The organism is Barnesiella propionica (assembly GCF_025567045.1).
GTDB lineage: Bacteria > Bacteroidota > Bacteroidia > Bacteroidales > Barnesiellaceae > Barnesiella_B > Barnesiella_B propionica.
The window spans coordinates 63,998-85,914 of record NZ_JAOQJK010000001.1 but is presented as its reverse complement, the minus strand read 5'-3'; the positions used below and the strand labels follow the sequence as shown (position 1 = coordinate 85,914).

Annotated in this window: 19 protein-coding genes; 16 read left to right on the top strand and 3 right to left on the bottom strand. The window is 37.2% G+C overall.

From position 1 onward, the window contains the following. Positions 1-8: 8 nt before the first annotated feature. The 3 genes from OCV73_RS00455 to OCV73_RS00445 form a co-directional block, all read right to left on the bottom strand. Positions 9-1,475: a toll/interleukin-1 receptor domain-containing protein gene (locus OCV73_RS00455; protein ID WP_147548332.1), complete on the bottom strand. Its 1,467-nt coding sequence runs from the start codon at positions 1,473-1,475 to the stop codon at positions 9-11. Next, the gene (locus tag OCV73_RS00450) at positions 1,456-2,790 is read right to left on the bottom strand and encodes a hypothetical protein (RefSeq protein ID WP_147548331.1); all 1,335 of its coding nucleotides are present in this window, start codon (positions 2,788-2,790) and stop codon (positions 1,456-1,458) included. Before OCV73_RS00450 ends, OCV73_RS00455 begins: the two co-directional genes overlap by 20 nt. A gap of 170 nt (positions 2,791-2,960) precedes the next feature. Beyond that, positions 2,961-3,863, bottom strand: a complete 903-nt coding sequence (locus tag OCV73_RS00445) for a DUF5996 family protein (protein WP_147548330.1) — start codon at positions 3,861-3,863, stop codon at positions 2,961-2,963. Between the two features lie 177 nt (positions 3,864-4,040). On the opposite strand from OCV73_RS00445, the gene OCV73_RS00440 reads away from it, so the two are divergent. From OCV73_RS00440 to OCV73_RS00365, 16 genes are all read left to right on the top strand, one after another. Further along, complete coding sequence (locus OCV73_RS00440; RefSeq protein ID WP_262512831.1) at positions 4,041-5,174, top strand: hypothetical protein; 1,134 nt, start codon at positions 4,041-4,043, stop codon at positions 5,172-5,174. Between the two features lie 12 nt (positions 5,175-5,186). Next, entirely contained in the window at positions 5,187-5,828 is a 642-nt protein-coding gene (locus tag OCV73_RS00435) for an ABC transporter permease (protein WP_147548329.1), read from the top strand. A gap of 8 nt (positions 5,829-5,836) precedes the next feature. After that, on the top strand, positions 5,837-6,718 hold the full coding sequence (locus OCV73_RS00430) for a glycine betaine ABC transporter substrate-binding protein (protein WP_262512830.1): 882 nt from the start codon (positions 5,837-5,839) through the stop codon (positions 6,716-6,718). A gap of 9 nt (positions 6,719-6,727) precedes the next feature. Then, a complete protein-coding gene (locus OCV73_RS00425; RefSeq protein ID WP_147548328.1) occupies positions 6,728-7,462 on the top strand; it encodes an ATP-binding cassette domain-containing protein in 735 nt (244 codons plus the stop codon). A 331-nt stretch (positions 7,463-7,793) separates the two neighbouring features. Then, a complete protein-coding gene (locus tag OCV73_RS00420; RefSeq protein WP_147548327.1) occupies positions 7,794-8,723 on the top strand; it encodes an AraC family transcriptional regulator in 930 nt (309 codons plus the stop codon). A gap of 500 nt (positions 8,724-9,223) precedes the next feature. Next, positions 9,224-9,586 carry a response regulator transcription factor gene (locus tag OCV73_RS00415; RefSeq protein WP_147548326.1) on the top strand — a complete coding sequence of 121 codons (363 nt, stop codon included), beginning with the start codon at positions 9,224-9,226 and terminating at the stop codon, positions 9,584-9,586. Beyond that, the gene (locus tag OCV73_RS00410; RefSeq protein WP_167551179.1) at positions 9,586-10,776 is read left to right on the top strand and encodes a sugar transferase; all 1,191 of its coding nucleotides are present in this window, start codon (positions 9,586-9,588) and stop codon (positions 10,774-10,776) included. The genes OCV73_RS00415 and OCV73_RS00410 overlap by 1 nt, the downstream gene beginning before the upstream one ends. Positions 10,777-10,810: 34 nt before the next feature. Then, positions 10,811-11,626 (top strand): TolC family protein, encoded by an 816-nt coding sequence (locus OCV73_RS00405; protein WP_147548325.1) that lies wholly within the window; start codon positions 10,811-10,813, stop codon positions 11,624-11,626. Position 11,627: 1 nt separating this feature from the next. Continuing rightward, the gene (locus tag OCV73_RS00400; protein ID WP_147548324.1) at positions 11,628-13,796 is read left to right on the top strand and encodes a GumC family protein; all 2,169 of its coding nucleotides are present in this window, start codon (positions 11,628-11,630) and stop codon (positions 13,794-13,796) included. 10 nt (positions 13,797-13,806) lie between these two features. Beyond that, a complete protein-coding gene (locus OCV73_RS00395) occupies positions 13,807-15,264 on the top strand; it encodes an O-antigen ligase family protein (protein ID WP_147548323.1) in 1,458 nt (485 codons plus the stop codon). Between the two features lie 127 nt (positions 15,265-15,391). After that, the gene (locus OCV73_RS00390) at positions 15,392-16,468 is read left to right on the top strand and encodes a glycosyltransferase family 2 protein (RefSeq protein ID WP_317244115.1); all 1,077 of its coding nucleotides are present in this window, start codon (positions 15,392-15,394) and stop codon (positions 16,466-16,468) included. A gap of 10 nt (positions 16,469-16,478) precedes the next feature. After that, complete coding sequence (locus OCV73_RS00385) at positions 16,479-17,603, top strand: glycosyltransferase family 4 protein (protein WP_147548321.1); 1,125 nt, start codon at positions 16,479-16,481, stop codon at positions 17,601-17,603. A gap of 28 nt (positions 17,604-17,631) precedes the next feature. Further along, positions 17,632-18,252, top strand: a complete 621-nt coding sequence (locus tag OCV73_RS00380; RefSeq protein ID WP_147548320.1) for an acyltransferase — start codon at positions 17,632-17,634, stop codon at positions 18,250-18,252. Positions 18,253-18,334: 82 nt separating this feature from the next. Next, the gene (locus OCV73_RS00375) at positions 18,335-19,798 is read left to right on the top strand and encodes a lipopolysaccharide biosynthesis protein (protein ID WP_147548319.1); all 1,464 of its coding nucleotides are present in this window, start codon (positions 18,335-18,337) and stop codon (positions 19,796-19,798) included. A 9-nt stretch (positions 19,799-19,807) separates the two neighbouring features. Further along, positions 19,808-20,743 (top strand): glycosyltransferase, encoded by a 936-nt coding sequence (locus OCV73_RS00370; protein ID WP_147548318.1) that lies wholly within the window; start codon positions 19,808-19,810, stop codon positions 20,741-20,743. A 1-nt stretch (position 20,744) separates the two neighbouring features. After that, a complete protein-coding gene (locus OCV73_RS00365) occupies positions 20,745-21,860 on the top strand; it encodes a glycosyltransferase family protein (protein WP_147548317.1) in 1,116 nt (371 codons plus the stop codon). Positions 21,861-21,917 lie beyond the last annotated feature (57 nt).

Genomic DNA, 21,917 nt, shown 5'->3' with positions numbered 1-21,917 from the left:
GGAGACGATTAGAATGAATATTCTTTTTTATTTTTCGACAGACACCTTTTGTAATATTCTTCGGCTTTTATGAAGTTTTCTCCGTAGAAATAGATATATCCAAGCGTATATATGTCATTGTCGGATAATTGTATATCGGGCTGTATAATTACATTGCATCTTTTTATGATGTCATTTATTTTATTTTTTAATCCGAGTTTATGGCATGTAAATATCGCATCATAATAATATTCAATCGTGCGGCTCAGGGAAGAACTGTTATCTATAGCTTTTTCGAAAGCCTCTAATGCTTTGGAATATATCTTTTTATTAATGAAATATATTCCTAAAAACTTGTGGAATCTTTCTTCTTGCGGAAATTTCGAAATGGCATTCAGTAATAATTCATAAACATGCCCGGATGTTTGACCGGTAATTAGATGAGCATGGGCCACATACGAATAAATAACAGGATTATCCCATTCTGTTTCAGGGTATATTTCTTCAAATTCTTTAGCTTTTTCAAGAGCCTGTTCTGCTAACCCTTTTTTTAAAAGCACACAAATGATACTGAGCCTGGATTCTCTTATATATTTTTTATGTCCTTTGTCCGGTGAAATTTCTGCTAATTTTATAGCTTCATTATGAAAGTAAATAGCCTTGTCATAATTTTTAAATGAGTAGTTGATGGTTCCCAGCCACCGGAAAGGACGTGGATCTTGCGGATATAAACTTGTTGTTTTCAGGAATAGCTCAAAACATTTGTTGAGTTCAGCTTTTTTATATAAATAGTCTCCCAGCAAAATGTAGGGGAAAATCGTTTTAATATTAAGAGCTTCGCAGTCGGTGATTAAATTATTGATTCTGGATTCCACCGTATTCATGTTTTGTAACCATTTATACGAAATGATTCTGTATTCTTCTAAAAGATATTCTCTGTCTTTTTCTGTGATTTTATTATTAGTGCTTTGTTTAAGTTCATCTAGAAAATCTTGTTCATAGTCATTCTCGGTCCATGGAGAATAATTTATTTTGAACACAGAGCATAATTCTAACATCGCTAAATTATATTTGCTTTCGTTGTCGTAAATGGCTCCGGGGGTATTTTCCGATGATGAAAAATCTATGTACTTATAAGTACGCTGGTTGATGAATAATTCAGGATAACGCCATTCTCCGTCAGCTAGTGCGAGGCATAAGATAAGTTTTTTATGGGAGTGTTGCGCTTGTATCTGTAAGAAATAATTTATTTCGTCTTTGCACCAGGTGGAATAATTTCTATAATTAGGACTGTCCAGTAAGATAAAGTAGTCGCATTCATCTATTTTTTGTTGGTATTCTTTTCTGAAATCTCCGGTCGCTTCACCGTTTATACGGTCTCGCCAGATATTGTTGAGGCCGCATCTTCGTAGATCGGAGTCGATACGCATAGCGAGACCCATGTCTCGCCATGCGTAACTAAAAAAGATCTTTTTTTTAATGGGTGGATTGTTCATTAAGTTTATAGTCAATAGGGGTGGGTATGAATGGAATATGATCTTTTAGAATATTCATTTTATCCATGAATTTATTCCAACTCTCAGGATTGTTTTGTTTTACATATCTAAAAAATGCAGACCATTTGGCGACATTTTCCACAACCGTTATTACTGCCGGGTTATAAGCTTTCAGCAATGACCATTTTTTATTATATAATTCGGATGCTTCTGTCAGTAAATCTACTTTTTGAGCGATGGGGTCCAAAGCCGAAAATAAATACCAGGGATTACTGTCTATTTGCAGTTGATTATCACGTATATAGAATGTTACAGGTCTGTTCCAGTCAGTTAAGATGTAAAAATTTTGGAATTCGGAATTCTGGAATATTTGGTTTATGAATTCTGTCAAGTTTTGTATTGCATTTTCGGGCGATTGTTTTAAATAGTTACGGGTATATTTTTTAAATATTTCGATCAAGACATTGCTTGCCTCATCCGATAATTCTTTTTCAATTTGTATCAGGTTTGATTTATCACGTGGGAGAAACTTTGTTTCACTTTTTTCGTATATATATTCGTTATCTTTTTTCGGTAAATTCCACATTCCGGCCAAATTATTTTCGACAGGCATAAAATTTTCAAAAAGCTGTGATAATAAATTTATGTAAGATTCTTTGTAATTATTCATAGTGACGTTTTCCGTTCCAAAGGATTCCAAAAGAGATTTAAAGGACAGGTATATGTCATTTTCGCTTTGTCCGTTCTTTCTTGATTGATCTATAGTCGATTCGATAGAGAATGCTAATATTTCTTTAAGTACCTTTTTAGGGTTATACCGGGGGAGTAAAATGTCTGCCTGAAATAATCTAAGTCCTACCAGATTATCGATAAATGCAGGGTGGTATAAAAAAGGTATATTCATGCCAGCATCAATATTATTGCCATATAGAGTGAATGCGGAATGTGTACCGGAATCGGAGAATTCGGCAATAGGAGCTAGTTGCCATGCCGGAAGTTCCGGATAAAATTTTTGATTTCCTATATGTATAATTAATTTGTTATCTATATAATCCAAGGAAATTTTTTTATTTATTAGTTCAGTAGAAGGCCGGGCTGTCTGTTCAAACGATATGCCCCCTACTTGAAAGTGATAAATATATGAGCCGATATCGGCTTTTTTAGAGATTGTTCTGGCATTTAGTGGAAGTTCGTCACAGATGAGATCAAAATAATCCAGTTTGTAAATTTGCCCTGTAATATTTTGAATACAGAATAAAACGGTGAGTAGAATTATCCAGAATCTATTTCTCAGGAATAATTTTTTTGTGTTCATAGTAATATAGAGTTAGAATATTTTGTTTTACTAAAATATGGAAAAATATTTATATAACAATGAAATTTTATCAACTTTTTTCTATTTATTATATATTAAAAATGGTTGAATTTTTATTCAACCATTTCTTCTGTTCAATTATAAATATTGTATAGTAGTTTAGTTTTTTATTAAGAATAACTTAATGGATGAGTAATCCAGTCGAAATTATTCCATTTTTTTAATTGTTGTAGAATGGTAAAACTGCTTTTAAAGAATTCGATAACGGCTTCGGTAGGCAGATCATGTCTAAAAACATCTTCCAAAGTGAGGAAAAATTCCTTTTTTTCCGGTTTGAATACGGCTTGATCGGGACGCAGTATATTACCATAATGATCGATACTCGATATGAAGGGATAAGGCATGACATAAAAAGAGGGTTTGTGGAAGATAGGGTCTCCCGGCCAAAAACCGAATTCACAACTTCTTTCGTCAAAAGCATGTAGAGATATTTTATCGGTTGTTTCGAAGGGTTCAGACTCGCCACTGTAAATAATTCCGGAGAGATCCATCGTACCGAAATAATATGCCGGATAAGTGACTTTTCCCCGGAAAGGAGACATGAACTCTTTTAATGCTAAATAGGCAAAATGCAGATTATCCAGGAATAAGTTTACGGCATATTTATCATAAGATGCATGTTTTTCGTCTTTATCAAAATCGATGGAATCGTAAAATTCCTGAGGACGTACAAAAATGCGAGTAGGTGAACCTATGTGTTTTAAAGCTTGAGATATTTGTTTGTAGTATTCCGATATAGATACTTCATTTTCCAGCGGGATGCGTATTTCTTTTCCTGTGGCGTTTCGTAATCTGATATAATGTTTACGTAGATTTACCAGTATCTCAAAGGGCGATTCGTCTCCCGGCATGATTCCGGTAGTTATGCCGTCAATAGTGAGATATTGCCGTATATGTGACCATTCGGGCTGTTTATAGCAACGATCCAATTTTATTTTACCCGTTATTTGTAATAACATGTGCAGAGTATCGGCGGCATTTTGCCACTGGGTATAATTTAAGAATTTTTTCATTTTTATACGGTTCTGATTGATTATGAATGAAAAACAAGTCTTAAAAAGGAAAGGTTCGGCTATGGTACTTTAAAACACTTATTAAACTAAATGAATTAATAATTGTTATGGAAATATATATATATATGAAGATTTTGAATACCTATAGTTATGAATAATTAATTACATGCAGTTATTATGATACACAAGGGAATAATTTGTCTCCTTCTTTCCTTGCTTACATTCCGGTCTTATGCTTTTAGTTTGGGGGACGGTTTGCCGGAATTTCAATTAGGAGGTGCATTACGGTTCAGTTACAACTATTCTAATTGGAATGACGGTCATAAACATCGGGGAGGTGATTTCGGCTATGATGTGCTGCTTTTTCATTTAAGAGGCTCCTATAAAAAAATTCTCATGGACGCCGACTTTCGTTTTTACAGTAAGGATTTCGGCGGAGCCATGCTTAAATACGGCTGGATAGGATATCAGGTAAATGAAAGGTCGCAGTTACAATTGGGACTGACCCGTGTCCCATTCGGTATTCAGCCGTATACTGCACATAACTTTTTATTCCAGATATCCTATTATGTAGGTCTTGAAGATGATTCGGACATGGGCGTTAAATATGTTTATGAAGGGGAACACTGGGATTTTGCTGCCGCCATCTTTAAAAATGCGGACGAATTATTGTTTAGTGCTACCGCCGAAACGAGTAACGACCGTTACGGGTATGACGTGGCAGGGCGTAATAAAGAAGTGAATCAGGGGAATGCCCAGTTCTTTTATAAATGGGGAACTTCCGTCTATCAGAAAATAGGCGCCTCTGCTCAATTCGGCGGATTATATAATCTGGATACGAAAAAGAACGGGACCCGCTATGCATTTGCCGTACATCATGAGCTGTATTGGAAAGGTTTGAGCGTAAAAACACAGATAGCGACTTATTCCATGTCTCCTAAAAATGCGGCGGGACAATCGTCCGATACGATTGTCATGACCGCATACGGTGCTCCTTACGGAGTCGCTTCTAAAGCCAATATTTATACCATAGGGGTGGGATATAAGATTCCTGTCAAATGGGGCCCCATAAGCAGTATACAGTTCTATAATGATTTCGGATGTTTGCAAAAATGGAAAAAAGAATTTAACGATAGTTATCAGAATGTTACCGGGTGCCTTCTGACCGCTGGGCCCGTATGGGTGTATATCGACTATGCGCTGGGTAAGCATCAGGCTTGGCTGGGCCCTGACTGGGAGGCTTTCGGGGCAGGAACTGGCAGTAATAAATGGAATGCGCGTTTCAATGTGAATGTAGGATATTATTTTTAGGACCGTATAATAATGATTAAAAATCTGTTCATATTATATGCCGACAGATGGCGGTTCTTTTTGGACCTAACTATCGAGCATATTCAGATATCCGTAATATCAATATCGGGAGCGGTGATATTAGGACTGGGATTGGGAGTGTTTATAAGTGAGTATAAGAAGAATGCTTCTTGGATATTAGGACTTACCAATCTCATTTATACCATACCTTCTATTGCCCTTTTCGGTTTTCTTATTCCTCTTTCCGGTATAGGAAATACTACTGCCATTATAGCTCTTACTATATACGCTTTGTTGCCTATGGTACGCAATACTTATACGGGAATAACCGGAATAGATAAAGAAATTATCGAAGCGGCTCGGGGAATGGGAAGTACTCCTTTCCAGATGTTATGGCGTATTAAGTTACCCCTGGCTTTTCCCGTTATATTATCGGGGATCAGGAATATGATGGTGATGACGATTGCCCTGGCCGGTATTGCGGCTTTTATAGGAGCCGGCGGATTAGGGGTTGCCATATATAGAGGCATTACTACGAACAACAGTGAGATGACGGTTGCCGGTAGCATACTGATAGCGTTACTTGCTCTTTTGGCAGATTGGGGCGTGGGACGTTATGAGCGATATATCAATAAAAAACGAAAATTAATTTGAGACGAATCATGAAATGGAAAATGTGGCCTGTTATATTATCCGGAGTAATATTTCTTTCGGCGTGTGAAGACCGAAGCAGAACAATTCATATTGCTACCAAGCCTATGACCGAACAGTTTATTCTGGGAGAGATGTTATCATTATTGATAGAGAATAATACGGATTATAATGTAGTTATTACTAAAGGAATAGGAGGTGGAACCAGCAATATTCATCCAGCCTTGCTAAAAGGAGAATTCGATATGTATCCCGAATATACAGGAACAGGATGGCTCGTCGTATTAAAAAAAGACACTTGTCCCGTACATGAGGAATTATATCCGCAATTACAGAAGGAATATTATGAGAAATATGGTGTGAAGTGGATTGCTCCTTATGGCTTTAATAATTCGTACGGATTAGCCGTAAATAAGCAAAATGCAGAAAAATATAATTTGAAAAAATTTTCCGATCTGGCAAAATACCCCGGTGTTTTCACTTTAGGAGCGGAATATGATTTTTATGAAATACCGAAAGGATATAAGGACCTTTGTGAACAATACGGCTTGAAATTTAAGAAGACCCTGGATATGGATATTGGTCTCAAATATGAAGCGATAAAATCGGGTAAAATAGATGTTATGAATATTTTTACTTCCGATGGTCAGTTAAGTCATTCCGGATTGACGGTCCTGGAAGATGATAAACATTTTTTCCCTACATATTATTGTGCGACAGTAGTACGGGAAGACTGTTTGGAGAAACATCCGGGCTTGGAGAATATCCTGGCTAAAATGGGAGGTATACTCACTGATGAAGAAATGTCGGAATTGAATTATCAAGTAGATGTAGAAGGACGTTCCGACAGGGAGGTCGCTAAAATATTCCTGCAGAAGAAAGGATTACTTTAATGTTTGTATATGGATAGTGATGTGGTTATACGATTTGAACATGTTTTCAAATCTTATGGTACGATCGAAGTATTGAAAGACTTTTCACTGGATATAAAGAAAGGACAGTTCGTTACGGTCATAGGAAGCTCTGGCAGTGGCAAAACTACAATGCTGAAAATGATTAACGGATTGTTAAGCCCGACATCCGGTACCGTATATATCGATGGAAAAGATATATCAAAAGAAAATCAGACTTTGCTTCGTAGAAATATCGGATATGTCATACAAGGTATCGGTTTGTTTCCTCACATGACGGTGCGTAAGAATATCGCCTATGTGCCAGAACTGCTGAACCAACGTAATAAGGAAAAGACCAGACTGGCAGTGGAAAGACTGATCAAAGTTGTAGGACTGGATATGGATATGCTCGATCGCTATCCGGCAGAATTATCCGGCGGTCAGAGGCAAAGAGTAGGAATAGCGCGTTCTTTAGCCGCAAATCCGGATATTTTGTTGATGGATGAGCCGTTCGGTGCTGTCGATGAGATTACCCGTAAAATGTTACAAAACGAAATAGCTCGTATCCATATAACACTGGGAGTAACTATTGTTTTCATTACGCATGATATCAAAGAAGCTTTAAAACTGGGTACACTGGTGTTGGTCATGAATCAAGGCAGGCTGGAACAAAAAGGGACTCCTGAAGAAATAATGAATAGTCCTGGGACAGATTTCGTAAGGGAGTTGGTACAGGTATCCTGATTATGTATATATGTGACAGTACTTTTATTCGGATATTCAATAACGGGTATAAATGTACGGTGAACATCTGAATGATTATCGCCGTCGTTGATTTTATGTATTATAAACCTATGTTCCGGAGATAGCGGTATAATATTTCAGGTTTTTAAATTCTGTTTTTACGGCAAAGTCCATACTTCGGTTTTAATAATCAATCGTTTTTTGTAAAAATGATGATTTAATTTGTTTCCGGAAATAAAGGTTCGTTATCATTTCCCTATCGTTTTAATTACCGGTATAGCTTTTGCATATTATAGGAAAAACCTTTCCTTTGCAAATAAATGATACGGATATGATTCGAAAAAATGAAAGTGATTATAAAAAACAGATAAATTGCGTGATTGATTATATTCAGTTGCATTTGGATAATTCATTATCGGCAAGTGAGTTATCCGGTATGGCCGGGTTGTCGCCGTATCATTTTCATCGTGTATTCAAGCTTGTAGTAGGAGAGACTTTAGGCAGGTATATAGTAAGAAAGCGTCTGGAAAAGTCCGCGTCCTTATTGTCCGGTAGTGACATTTCTCCTATTAAGAATGTTGCTTATGAGTGTGGATTTAATTCGGTAAATGTTTTTTGTCGTAATTTTAAAAAACATTTTGGTGTTACAGCCGAGGAATACAGGAGCAGAAATCGTGAATCATACAGCAAAAAACGTCAATTCATAAGCAAAGACCAGCCGGGTTCCCGGCTTTATTCCCGTTATTTTTGTACCACGAAAACATTAATAACAGGAGGAAAAGAAATGAATTGCACATTTGAAATTAAAAAAGTAACAGCTTTCAATATTATTTATTGCCGTCATCAGGGAGCTTTTGACCAAATGCAGGATGCTTTTGTGAAGCTTATTCAATGGGCTTATCCCAGAGGATTGGTGAATGTTCCGGGTGCGAAATTACTATCTGTCTATCATGATGATCCGGATATCACCGAAAAAGAAAAATTGACGGCCGATGCTGCTTTGATAGTACATGAAGAAATAAAGACCAGTGGAGAAATAGGACAATATGAAATAGAAGGAGGGTTATATGCTGTAGGCCGTTTTGAAATCGCTATGGAAGAATTCCCGGATGCATGGCATGCCATGTACGATCTGGTGGAAGAACATGGTTGTTGCTGCGGCACGGGACATCATTACGAGATATATCAAAATAACCGGGATGAACATCCTGAGAAAAAATGGATTGTAGATATTTGTATTCCGGTGAAAATGAAAGTATGATTTGATAAAATATTTTTTGCAGATTTATCTGATTGGAAACACATGGGACTACAGGACTTAAATCTCGTAGTCCCTATGTGTTATGGGGCATTCATGGTTTCTGATCAGATTGTTGTATTGTTTTTGCTGTTTTGCCATGACGTTCGGATAGCAAAGGCGGAGAAAAAAAGACCCTGCGTTAGGTGTTAAGCTACGGGATTAAAACAGAGGACATTATACCTTTAACTCCTGTGTGAAAATTTTAGCTGAATCTCTGATTATCAAGAAAAAGGAAAAAGAAGATCGAGGTGCGTTAAGAATGAATGTAAATTATTTGGACATTTAATTCGTTTTCAATACCTTTGTAGGTCAATATGTAATTGGCTTTAGCGAATAAAACAATATATACACATAAACAGGTGAGGTGTTGTAAATTATGAGTTACCGTGTGAGGTGTTGTAGTATTTTGTTTATGAAGTGTTATGATTTAATAGACAAAAGATAAACGGAATAATAGAAATATGAAAAGTATTTTACTTCTGGATGATAAAGAAACAATCGCAAAACTTATTTCAGTGTATCTCTCTTCCGAATTTGAAATAATTTATTTTGATAATGCAGTGAAAGGTATACAATGGCTAATGGAAGGGAATGTCCCCGATTTGATTATATCCGATATCAGGATGCCTGAGATGAGAGGAGATGAGTTCCTTCATTATGTGAAAAATAACGAGTTGTTCAAATGTATCCCTGTTGTTATATTATCCAGTGAAGATAGTACGTCCGAACGTATTAAATTGTTAGAAGATGGTGCTGCCGATTATATCGTCAAACCATTTAATCCGATGGAATTGAAAATAAGAATTAAAAAGATTATATCTTGATGCGCGATCGTATTGTCTATATAGGCGATCATAAAGAAAGCATTGCCCGTTTCAACGAATTACTGGACGGACGTATGATCTTTATTAAGGCTTATGATGCAGCCTTAAAGCAACAATGGCAGTCTGAAATGGATGTATTGCCTCAAATATTTCTTTGTGAAAAAGAGTATCTTAATAAACATAACGATATACTTAGGCTCATAAGGAGAAATATTCCTACAGCTTATTTTATCCTTATTACTGCTGGTTTGACCGATAAAGAACGTAAATTATATTTGAAATATGGTGTTAATGACACGGTTTCCCCACAAGTAGAAAAGGAAAAATTATTGAAAGGAATCTATTTTGCATATAAAAGCCGGGATTTGATGCTGTCTTCTTCCCGATCGGATAATAAACAGGAAGATATTAGTCATTTTCGCCTTCCCTTATGGAAAAGGTCTTTTGATATTCTTTTTTCATTAACGGCACTTATTTGTATCTCTCCTCTTTTTATATTTACGGCAATAGCTATTAATCTGGAAGATAGGGGACCGGTAATTTACAAATCCAAGAGAGTAGGAAGTAATTATCGTATTTTTGATTTCCTGAAATTCCGTTCGATGTATATAGGAGCAGATAAACGTCTGAAAGAATTTGACGACCTGAACCAGTATAAATCTGGAGAAAAGTCAGAAGATACCGGTGGAAAAGAATATATTTCGGATCGTGGAGAACTTATGATCGACGATAGTACGGTTTTTGACGGTACTCTTCTTATCGGAGACGATTTTGTGATATCGGAAGATGATTATCAATCTCAGATACGTAATGAGCAGGAAAATGCTTTCGTAAAAATAGAAAATGATCCCCGTATAACGAAAGTCGGCCGTGTTATAAGAAAGTATAGTATCGATGAACTTCCTCAGCTTTTAAACATCTTAAAAGGTGATATGTCGGTTGTCGGTAATCGTCCTCTTCCATTGTATGAAGCCGAGTTGCTGACAAAAGACGAATATATAGACCGATTCATGGCTCCGGCCGGATTGACAGGTTTGTGGCAGGTAGAAAAACGGGGAAGTGCCGGACGATTGTCGGCGGAAGAACGAAAGCAGCTTGACATTCGCTACGCAAAGAACTTTTCATTTTTTATGGATATAAAGATTATTTTGAAAACTTTGACTGCGTTTGTTCAAAAAGAAAATGTATAACTCGTTTTAAAGAATATTTATTAGACTTCTGCATATGAATAAAGTACATTTTATTATTGTGTTGTTGATTCTATGCTTCCCGCTGACGGGCAGAGCACAGAATACATGGGCGAATTCGGAGATATTGCCGTATGATACTGTGGTTACCGTGACCGATTATTCCCGTCCCGTTGCGGTTAAAGATACTTTAAACGAAGAAGAATTATTTGATTTTAAAGATATACAGTTACCGCCGTTGTCCGTTTTTCTCGAGTCTGTTGAAAAACATCCGACCGTACGTATTTATGATGCAAAACGTGAAGAAGCGGAAGCCGAACTGAAGGTCATAAAACGCAAATGGCTGGATTATCTTCGTATTACGGCTAATTACCAGTATGGACAGCTTTTTACCCCAACGACAGTATCGGATGATCCTTCTGCTAATTATTATGCGGTGGGAAATACGAAAAATCTCTATAATATAGGAGTGAATCTTTCTATTCCTTTAGGCGATTTGATCGGGGGGCAAAGGCAAAATGTGAAGGCTTATAAAGCTCGTTTGCTCCAGATGGAATATGATTACGCTATTACGGTAGAGAATCGTAAGCTGATAGTTTTGGAGGCTTATAATAAAGTGCAGCAAGAACTGGCTGTGTTGAAAGCGAAGGCCGAAGCAGCGGCATTATATAATGCACAGATGAAAATTTCGGAGCAGGATTTTATAAACGGAAAAATAGACATAATCTCTTTGTCTATGGAAAGAGGGCGCCGTTCCGGGGCGCTTGTTGCGTATGAATCGGGACGGGTGGCTTTACAGAATGCTATTACTTTGCTGGAGATGTTGACCGATGTGAAAATAATGAAACAATAAGATGAATAATATACCTTTATTTATTTCACGTTTTTTGTACAGGATACGGTATCAGTTGATATTCGGCAGTTTGATTGTTACTATATTGGTTGCTTACTTTACCCAGTTTCTGCCAAAGAGTTATACTGTGAATACGACTATTTATACCGGTATAGTATCTATGGCCTCGTTGGAAGGGGACGGCTCCACGAGCAACTATCAGATTGTGAACAATACTTTCGATAATCTTATCAGTTTGCTGCGTTCACAGTCTACTTTGGAGAGTGTGGCTCTTCATTTGTTTGCTATGGATATGATGTATGGAAATAAAGATAAAGATAACGAATATATAACAGCCCAAAATTATCAACGGTTACAGGAAAAAGTCCCTGATGAGATTAAATCACTGATAGATAAAAAATCGGTGGAAAAGACAGTTGCGAATTTGAGAAAGAGTATTGTTCCCGTAGCAAGTAATTTTATGTATGCGCTATTAAACGGACATGACCGGCATTATAGTTATGCTGTTTTGAATACGGTACAGATTAAGCGTATCGGGAACAGCGATATGATAGATCTTTCTTATCAGTCCGACGATCCGGGTATCGCGGCTACGACAGTCAAATTGTTTAATAAGGAACTTCTTAATAATTATAATGAACTGCGTTACCGGGCAACAAACGATGTGATAGAATATTTCCGGAAACAGGTAGAAAAGAAACGAAAGGAGTTAAAAGAACAAGAAGATGCTTTGACAAAATATAATGTTGAAAATAATATTATTAATTATTCGGAGCAGACAAAAGCTACCGCTCACGCTTTTAGTAATTATGAAGACCGTTATGAAGCTACATTAAGGGAATTCCAAAGCTCCCAGAAATTGTTGGAATCCCTGAACAAACAAATGGAAACCCGCACGAAATTATTTCACACGAATCAGGATTTTTTAAAAGCTTTAAATGAAGTTTCTGTGATAAATGGTAAAATAACGGAGATAGAGATGTTCACGACGGGAAATAAAGCGGAAAGTGATGTGGAGCTCCTGAATTATAAAAGACAACTTAAAGAAGCGGAGCGGAAAATATCTCAAATATCCGACAATATAGACGAATACCAATATTCTAAAGAAGGTGTCGCCATTCCAGAAATGGTTTCGGAATGGTTAAAAGCTTTGATCAATAACACGAAGTCAAAGGCCGAGTTGAAAGTTCTGGACGAACGTCTCAAAGATTTTCATAATAAATATACGACATTTTCTCCGGTAGGAACCGATATAAAGCGCAGGGAAAGGGAAATAAATGTAACGGAGCAATCTTATCTCGAAATGTTGCATTTCCTGAATCTGGCATATTTGAGGAAAAAGAATATCGAGCTCACTACGGCCGGGTTAAATACCGTGACGGAACCATCATTTCCTTTAGGTGCCAACAAGAGCAAGCGTCTTTTATTTATAATCGCCGCTTTCATCGGCAGTCTTGTTTTTATCACCGCATATAATCTGCTGATAGAAATATTGGACCGTACATTACGGGATGCTCAGCGTACACAACAATTGACAGGTACAAAGGTATGCGGTATATTTTCGGGAAGAAGCAGGTTGAGGTACAGAGGATATGCTAAGAACTGGAACCGCATATCGGCCGCTTATTTATGTAATAAGATAGATAATTTACTGGAGCCCGGAAAAACGATTTATATCAATTTGATGAGTATAGAACCTCAAGAAGGAAAAAGTTATATAGCTAAATTTTTAATAGAGGAGTGGGAAAAACAGGGATTGAATGCGTGTTACTTAAAAGCCGGCGAAGATTTCCCGATGGATGCATCTTATATTCTGGCTGCTTCCTATCATGATTTGAAGCCGGGACTTGATACGGCAAACCTGCAAATTTTGTTGGTGGAATATCCGGCTTTACAACTTAAAGGTGTACCGACATCGTTGCTGACTAAAGCGAGCCTTAATTTGATTGTCGCTAATGCAAAACGAGTATGGAAAAAGAGCGATGAAGAAGTTCTGAATCACTTGGAAGAGGTAGCAGGTAAGTCTTCGGTATGCATCTGTTTGAATAATGCCGATAGAGAAGCCGTAGAAGATTATACGGGAAAATTGCCTCCACGCTCATCCGGTCATTTACTGGCAGTGCAAATGATGCACATGGGATTGACTGCAAAAGGAGATGCGGTAAAATAAAGACCCGATTATGATTGATTTGACCGATAATTATAATATTGCCACGAATTGGAAACAATGGCTAAGGCTGACTCTATTTCTCGGGTTGGTCGGGATAGTCATTGCCTTTTCTACCGGTAATATACCTTTATCGGCCGGAATTATTATTTTCCCCATTGTCATTATAACCCTGTTATCTATTCTGCAATATCCGGTTATTCTATTGTACCTGATCTTTACTTTGAATTATTTTTTGATGGGTATACATCGTTATTATACCATCGAAGGAATCAGTGTTGTCATGGATGCCTTATTGGTGAGTGAACTGGTATTGATATGTATACATAGTTCGTGTAACCGTAATATAGAATGGAGATCGGCATGGAATGCACTTGTCATATTCAGTTTCGTCTGGATGGTATATTGCGTTTTAGAAATTGTAAATCCGTCAGGGATGGTACAAGCGTGGATCCTGTCCCGGGGTCTCATTTTTAATGGGCTTTTTTTATCTATTATTGTTTCTTTGGTAATAACAGATTATAAACAAATCCGTGTCCTGATTTTTTTGTATGCGTGTTTTACCATGCTGGCCGTATTGAAGGCAATGATGCAAAAGTACTGGGGATTCGATTTCGTAGAAAAACGCTGGTTGGCGAACGGCGGTTCGGTAACCCATATCATAGGAACCGGAACCCGTTATTTCTCTTTCTTTACCGATGCCGGTAATTTCGGACCCAATATGGGGGCTGCGGGAGTAACATTGGGAATACTCGCTTTTTATGTAAAAAATTATGGTTTGAAGATTTTTTACGCTATTATTTCCGGATTTGCCATATATGGCATGTTCCTTTCCGGGACGAGAGGCGCCATGATCGTGCCGTTGGCGGGCCTGGCTTTATTTGTTTTGATAAGTAAGAATTTCAAAGCCTTTTTAACAGGTACAATATTATTGGCGTTTGTATACGTTTTTTTTGCCTATACTACTATTGGACAAGGCAACGGTATGATACGACGGATGAGAAGCGCATTTCAGCCTACTAACGATGCTTCTTTTAATGTTCGCCGGGATAACCAGAAGAAATTAGCCGAATATCTTAAACACAAACCGTTCGGTGAAGGACTGGGGCTTTCCGGTGTAGAGAACCGGGATATTTCATATCGTTTTACGACCAATATACCCAATGACTCTTGGTATGTAAAAGTGTGGGTGGAAACGGGTATAGTAGGTGCGATTTTGTATTTGGGAGGTTTGATAATTGTAATGATAAAGTGTGCTTTAATCATTATGTTTAAAATTAAAAATAAGGAACAACGCGGAATTCTCTCCGGTATGTTGTGTGGTATTTTCGGCATGTTCGTAAGTGCATACGGGAATCCTTTCTGGGGGCAATTCCCGACTATGTTTATTGCCTTCATATTCCTGGCAATTATATTAAAGAGTCCTTATTTGGAAAAAGAAAAGGATGTAACAAAACAATTAATCGCATAAATTCATGGACATCGAGTCTTTATTTAATTTAGAAAACGGTGAGTATATTTTCAGGATAGCAGATGCAGTGCTATTCTTGATATTCGCTATTTTTGTGTTATATTTATTTGTCTTTGCCGCAAAATCTGTGGGTAAATCAGAAAATAAGTATCCCCCTGCTGCTAAGAAGTATAAATTTGCTGTTTTGTTCCCTGCATATATGGAGGATAAAGTCATAGTAAATTCGGTAAAAGATTTTTTCTTACAAAAATATCCCAGGGAAAATTATGACGTTTTTGTCATTTCGGCCGAAATGAAAGATGAAACGAATAAGGCATTGGAAGCTTTGTCCGCCACAGTAATAACTGTGGATGAAACATGCCATACGAAAATACGCGCCCTTCAAAAAGCAACCGATTACATCGCGGAAAATAAACCGGAATATGATATGGTTGTCGTTCTGGATGCAGATAATCTGGTCGATCCCGATTTCCTTGAACACCTTAATAATGCATTTTATTCAGGTTGCTCTGCCGTCCAGACGCATCGCGTTGCCAAAAATATGAATACGAGTGTTGCGGTACTGGATGCGGTGAGTGAGGAAATGAATAATTCTATTTTCCGGAAAGGACATACTAAATTGGGTTTCTCTGCCGGTCTCATCGGTTCAGGAATGGCTTTCGAATACGATATTTTCAGAAAGATTATATATAACGCCGATTCGGTAGGAGAAGACAAACAACTGGAAGTATTATTGTTGAAACAAAATATCTATATAGAATATCTGGCCGATATCCATACCTATGATGAAAAAGTAAAGAAAAGTTCACAGTTCTACGAACAAAGAAAAAGATGGTTGTTCAGTCAGGTACATAACTTGTTTTTAGGAGCCCGGGCATTACCCAAAGCGTTATTTAACGGGAACTGGGATTATTGTAATAAATTGTTCCAGTGGATTATGCCTCCCAGGGTAATGCTTTTTGGCAGTATTCTTATTATAGCGTGTTTATTATTGCCATTCAGTTTTTATATGTCGATAAAATGGTTCATTTTATTTGGTGTTTTATGCGTGACATTTGCTTTGGCTATTCCGGACTATCTTGTAAATAAGCGGTTGTTAAAAGCGCTTTTTTATGTGCCGGTTCTGTTTATGCTTATGTTTTTTAATCATTTTCGCATATTCCGTTCCCATAAGACGTTTGTTCATACTCCTCATGACGAATAATTGAAGTACCGTGAAAATAGCAATTGAAGCCCAACGTATTTTCCGCCCTAATAAGCATGGGATGGATTTTGTAGTCCTGGAAACGATACGGGAGCTGCAAAAAATAGATAAAGAAAACGAATACTACATTCTGGTTAGTCCCGGTGAAGACCGATGCCTGTCCGGATGTGAGAATTTTCATATTATAGAAATTTCTTGTCCTACGTATCCTTTATGGGAACAAGTTGCTTTGCCACGGGCCGTTTCTAAAATAAATCCCGATTGTTTACATTGCACCAGTAATACCGCCCCTTTGTTTTGCAAAGTCCCTTTAGTGCTCACGTTGCATGATATAATATTTTTGGAACCGAGACAAGATGAAAATAAGTCCTGGTATCAAAATATGGGACGTATATACAGGAGACTTGTCGTGCCCCGTATTTTGCCTAAGTGCCGGAAAATTATTACGGTGTCTCATTTCGAGTGCAGACATATACAAACTACTCTTCAATTACCCGCTGATCAAATAATAGCCGTATATAACGGGTTTAACTCACATTTTAAGCCTATTGAGAATGTTAGTGATGTTGTTCGCAAATATATAACGGAAACAGGCTATTTTTTCTTTTTGGGAAACACCGATCCTAAGAAAAATACGGCTGGCACTTTAAAAGCATATAGCCTTTATTTAAAGAAATCGTCAGCGAAACGCCCTTTACTTGTGGCGGATTTAAGAGAAACATTATTAGACACTATTTTGAAAGAACAAGATATAGAAGAGATAAAACCTTATTTATTTTCTCCCGGGTATATTCCTAATAAAGATTTGGTGTATCTGTATAACGGAGCATTTTCGTTTTTATATACATCTTTTCGGGAAAGTTTCGGTATTCCTTCTCTCGAAGCCATGGCTTGCGGCACACCTGTTATAACCAGTAATACGTCTGCTATACCTGAGATCGTAGGGGACGGAGGAATGTTGGTCGATCCCCGTTCACCCGAAGAGATAGCGGAAAAAATGCTCGAATTGGAATCTTCCCCCGAATTGTATGATGCTCAGGTTTTGTATGGTTTGGAAAGGATAAAATATTTTTCTTGGAAAAAAACAGCCGAAAAGCTGTTGGATATATACGAAACCTTTTCGAAGAAAATTTAGTGATGTTTAGACAAATGATTTTTTCCTTATGGACGGTTTGAAGAAAAAGATAAAAGCAAATAATAAAATAAAGAGATTTATTCTCTGGTTAATAGTACCAGAGAGAAATCCGAAGCCCCGTCTTTGGGTAAAATGGTTTATTAACCCGTTTGTGCATAAAAAAGGAAAAGGAACGGTCATTCGTTCACGGCGTTCCAGAATAGATGTTTTTCCATGGAATCGTTTTGATGTCGGACATAGTGCTACCATTGAGGACTTTACTACGATAAACAATGGTGCCGGCGATGTGATTTTGGGCGATGAGGTGAGAATAGGTATAGGTTCTGTCGTTATAGGTCCGGTTGTTATTAAATCTGGTTGCGGGTTAGGACAGCATGTGTTTATATCGGGATTTAATCATACCTATAAAGATGGTTCCCGTAACTCGAAAGATCAGGGATTAGATAAGAAGATGGTGGTGATAGACGAAGATACGCATATAGGTGCTAACTGCGTAGTCGTGGCCGGAGTGCATATAGGCAAAAGATGTCAGATAGGAGCGGGAAGCGTGGTTACCAAAAATATCCCGGATTATAGTGTTGCAGTGGGAAATCCTGCCAGAGTAGTGAAACGGTATGAACCGGAAAAAGGAGAGTGGGTAAGAGTTTGACATTTGTTTAAAGATAAATAGAAAGGCTGTTGAGCGGCATTTAGATGGATGGGATACATAGTGACTATGAAATTATAAGTTTATGTCGGTAAAAAAAGATTTATTTTCGGGTGCATTTTATACTGCAATCTCCAAATATTCGGGAATGTTGATTTCGTTGGTGATCGCAGGAATACTTTCACGTATGCTGGTTCCTGAAGATTTTGGTGTTGTCGCAATAGCTACAGTTATCATTGCTTTTTTCAGTACGTTTTCCGAAATGGGAATAGGGCCGGCAATTATTCAGCATAAAGATCTGAATAAGCGGGAAATATCGGCTATTTTTACTTTTACACTTTGGATCGGTATCTTTATCTCTTTACTATTCGTTGGTCTATCCTGGCTTATCGGCCGCTATTATAACAATTCTACATTGACGGTTATTTGCCAGCTTCTTTCTGTTAATCTTTTTTTTGCAACGGTAAATATTGTTCCCAATGCTCTTATTTATAAGCGTAAAGAATTTAAGTATATTGCGGGCAGAACTTTCTTTGTACAGATCAGTACAGGTATTTTAGCTATATTTTCCGTTTATCTCGGAGCCGGCATCTATGCACTCGTCGTTAATCCTGTTTTATCGTCTGTTTTTATATTTATATTGAATATCCGCCGTTATCCTCAGACTTTCCGGTGGCATCTCGATATGGAGCCGGTCAGGAAAATCTCCAATTATTCCTTGTACCAGTTTTTATTCAATCTGCTTAATTATGCAGGAAAGAATATGGATAAACTCATTATAGGAAAATATATGGGTATGGCTCCGTTGGGATATTATGAAAAATCCTACCGTTTGATGATGCTGCCTTTGCAAAATGTTTCGCATGTATTAGGGCCTGTTATGCATCCTGTTTTTTCGGAAATGCAGAAAGATAAAACTAAAATGTTGTTATCCTACGAGAAGATTATCCATTTTCTGGCTTATATCGGCTTCCCTTTATCGGTTTTTCTTTTTTTTACTGCCCGGGAAATTACGCTGATTATTTTCGGCGGACAATGGTTGCCCTCTGTTCCGGTATTTCGTATTTTATCCGTTACGGTAGGGTTACAGATATTGTTGAATACTTCCGGTGCTTTATTCCAGGCTGGGAATGATACACGGTCTTTGTTTATATGCGGCGTATTCTCGGCCTTCTCATCCGTATCTGCCATTTGTGTGGGCGTTTTTGGTTTCGGAAAACTGGAGATTGTAGCTGTATTTATGAGCATTGCTGTTGTATTGAATTTTCTCCAGTGTTATCTTACGATGTATAAAGTGACATTTAGGATGTCTATGAGTAATTTTTGGAAACAGTTTATTACTCCTGTGATTCTTAGCGTCTGTATGATAATATTGTTGTATGTACTGTCCTTATGGATAGACTATATGTCTATTTATATAAGCCTGGCAGCGAAGATTATCGTTTCTCTGCTGGTGTTTTTTATATATACCCAGTGGAGTAAAGAATATGATTTATCGGATAGGTTCCGTAATTTAAAATTCTTAAATAAAAATCATACGGACAAATAATTTATTGTTATGAAAGAGATACCTAAAGTAAGTGTCATAGTACCCGTTTACAATACCGGGGAATATGTGGAGATCGCCATTAATTCGATAATCGGCCAGACACTTCGGGATATAGAGATACTTGTTATAAATGATGGTTCCACGGATAAAAGCCCCGAAATTATCAATAAATTATCTCTTCAGGATAATCGTATAAAGGTTTTCTCTCAAGATAACCAAGGTTTGTCCTGTTCCAGGAATGCCGGAATCTTACAAGCCGAAGGCGAGTATTTATATTTTATGGATAGCGATGATTATTTGGAGCCGGATGCATTGGAACGGTGTTATGATAAATGTCAAAATTATGATTTGGATTTTGTTTTTTTTGATGCTGCCATTTTGAATCCGGATACTGCCCGCGATTTGGGATTATCGTATCAGCGAAATAAATATACCGATGAGAACCGTATTTATACAGGACTTGAAGTTCTGAATATTTTGCTGGATAATAAAGCTTATTCACCTTCTGCGTGTCTTAATTTTATAAAGACAGATTTTGTTAAAACCAAAACAATGATGTTTTATCCCGGTATTATTCATGAAGACCAGCTTTTTACAGGTCTTCTTTATTTACAGGCAGAAAAGGTAATGTGCATTCATGAAAATTTTTTTAGAAGAAGAATACGGGAAAATTCTATCATGACAAACCGGTTCTCCCTTCGAAATATGGACAGCTATTTTATTGTAGCCGATGAATTGCTGAAATATGTAGAAAAACATCCCCAAACAAAAGAGACGATGGATAAATATCTGTCAGGAATGTTAAATGCCGCCGTATGGTTGTCCTATAAAATGCCGTTCAAGGATCGGTTGCATATTGCTCAATACTGTTTATCCCGTTATCGGGAATATGTAACCGGAAAAAATTTACTTATTTTATTATTCAAATCATTTGTCAAAAAATAAAATGAAAGCCTTATTTCTTATTTTTCACGGATTTAATCCGGCGAACGGGATTAGTAAAAAGATACATTATCAGGTAACCGCATTGAAAGCATGCGGCGTTGCTACGGAGTTATGTTATTTGACCGATGAGAACGGATATAAACAAAGGCGGGTAGATGATAAGGTTATTGGTGATTATGGCGGCGGTTTAAAGGGGAAGATATTGAAACGCATAGAATATAATTCGGTTGTGAATTATGTAAGACAAAATAATATTGATTTTGTATATATACGTTCTGCTCATAATGCCAGACCTGTTGTTTTGCACATGCTGAAACAGTTGCGGGATATGGGGGTACATATCGTAATGGAAATTCCTACTTACCCGTATGACCAGGAATACAAAGGAGCCAAGAAAAACTTGAAGTTATTTGCCGATAAATGTTTCAGACGTTTTTTGAAATATCATATCGATCGTATCGTTACATTTTCCGATTATGAAGACATTTTCGGGATTCCTACGATCCGTATATCGAACGGGATTGATTTCAGCCGTATAAAATTGAAAGAGAATTCCGGAGATATTCAGAAAGAATTGCACCTTATAGGAGTGGCGGAAATTCATTACTGGCATGGATTTGATCGGTTAATTGCAGGATTAGGTCATTATTATAAAGATGCTCCTTCCTATAGGGTTTATTTTCATTTGATAGGGGATTTCTTCGGTGAAAGAGAAAGAAAAGAGATATTTACGCTTATCCGTCAATACGCTTTGGAGAAGTATGTCATTTTACATGGTGCAAAACATGGTAAAGAGTTGGATGAATTATTTGAAAAAGCCGATATGGGGATCGGTAGCCTTGCCAGGCATCGTAGCGGTATTACTTCTATAAAAACATTGAAAAACAGAGAGTATGCCGCACGGGGTATTCCTTTCGTATATTCCGAGACCGATAGTGATTTTGAAAAGAAACCATATATAATCAAAGCTCCGGCGGATGAGAGTCCTATTGATATTGCCCGTCTTATAGATTTTCGGCGTCAGGTGAAAGATACCCCGGAAGCGATAAGAAATAGCATTGAAAATCTTTCATGGGAAAATCAAATGAAAAAAGTTATCGGTTTTATCGATGAGTAAAAGATTTAATAGTAATACACGGAAAATGATATATACTTCTTTTCTGTGATTATAATA

Coding starts and splice junctions, on each gene's coding strand:
- OCV73_RS00430 (WP_262512830.1), top strand. CDS start 5,837: ATGAAATGGAAAATGTGGCCTGTTATATTATCCGGAGTAATATTTCTT.
- OCV73_RS00420 (WP_147548327.1), top strand. CDS start 7,794: ATGATTCGAAAAAATGAAAGTGATTATAAAAAACAGATAAATTGCGTG.
- OCV73_RS00450 (WP_147548331.1), bottom strand. CDS start 2,790: ATGAACACAAAAAAATTATTCCTGAGAAATAGATTCTGGATAATTCTA.
- OCV73_RS00370 (WP_147548318.1), top strand. CDS start 19,808: ATGAAAGAGATACCTAAAGTAAGTGTCATAGTACCCGTTTACAATACC.
- OCV73_RS00405 (WP_147548325.1), top strand. CDS start 10,811: ATGAATAAAGTACATTTTATTATTGTGTTGTTGATTCTATGCTTCCCG.
- OCV73_RS00440 (WP_262512831.1), top strand. CDS start 4,041: ATGATACACAAGGGAATAATTTGTCTCCTTCTTTCCTTGCTTACATTC.
- OCV73_RS00375 (WP_147548319.1), top strand. CDS start 18,335: ATGTCGGTAAAAAAAGATTTATTTTCGGGTGCATTTTATACTGCAATC.
- OCV73_RS00425 (WP_147548328.1), top strand. CDS start 6,728: ATGGATAGTGATGTGGTTATACGATTTGAACATGTTTTCAAATCTTAT.
- OCV73_RS00365 (WP_147548317.1), top strand. CDS start 20,745: ATGAAAGCCTTATTTCTTATTTTTCACGGATTTAATCCGGCGAACGGG.
- OCV73_RS00400 (WP_147548324.1), top strand. CDS start 11,628: ATGAATAATATACCTTTATTTATTTCACGTTTTTTGTACAGGATACGG.
- OCV73_RS00415 (WP_147548326.1), top strand. CDS start 9,224: ATGAAAAGTATTTTACTTCTGGATGATAAAGAAACAATCGCAAAACTT.
- OCV73_RS00410 (WP_167551179.1), top strand. CDS start 9,586: ATGCGCGATCGTATTGTCTATATAGGCGATCATAAAGAAAGCATTGCC.
- OCV73_RS00455 (WP_147548332.1), bottom strand. CDS start 1,475: ATGAACAATCCACCCATTAAAAAAAAGATCTTTTTTAGTTACGCATGG.
- OCV73_RS00445 (WP_147548330.1), bottom strand. CDS start 3,863: ATGAAAAAATTCTTAAATTATACCCAGTGGCAAAATGCCGCCGATACT.
- OCV73_RS00395 (WP_147548323.1), top strand. CDS start 13,807: ATGATTGATTTGACCGATAATTATAATATTGCCACGAATTGGAAACAA.
- OCV73_RS00435 (WP_147548329.1), top strand. CDS start 5,187: ATGATTAAAAATCTGTTCATATTATATGCCGACAGATGGCGGTTCTTT.
- OCV73_RS00380 (WP_147548320.1), top strand. CDS start 17,632: ATGGACGGTTTGAAGAAAAAGATAAAAGCAAATAATAAAATAAAGAGA.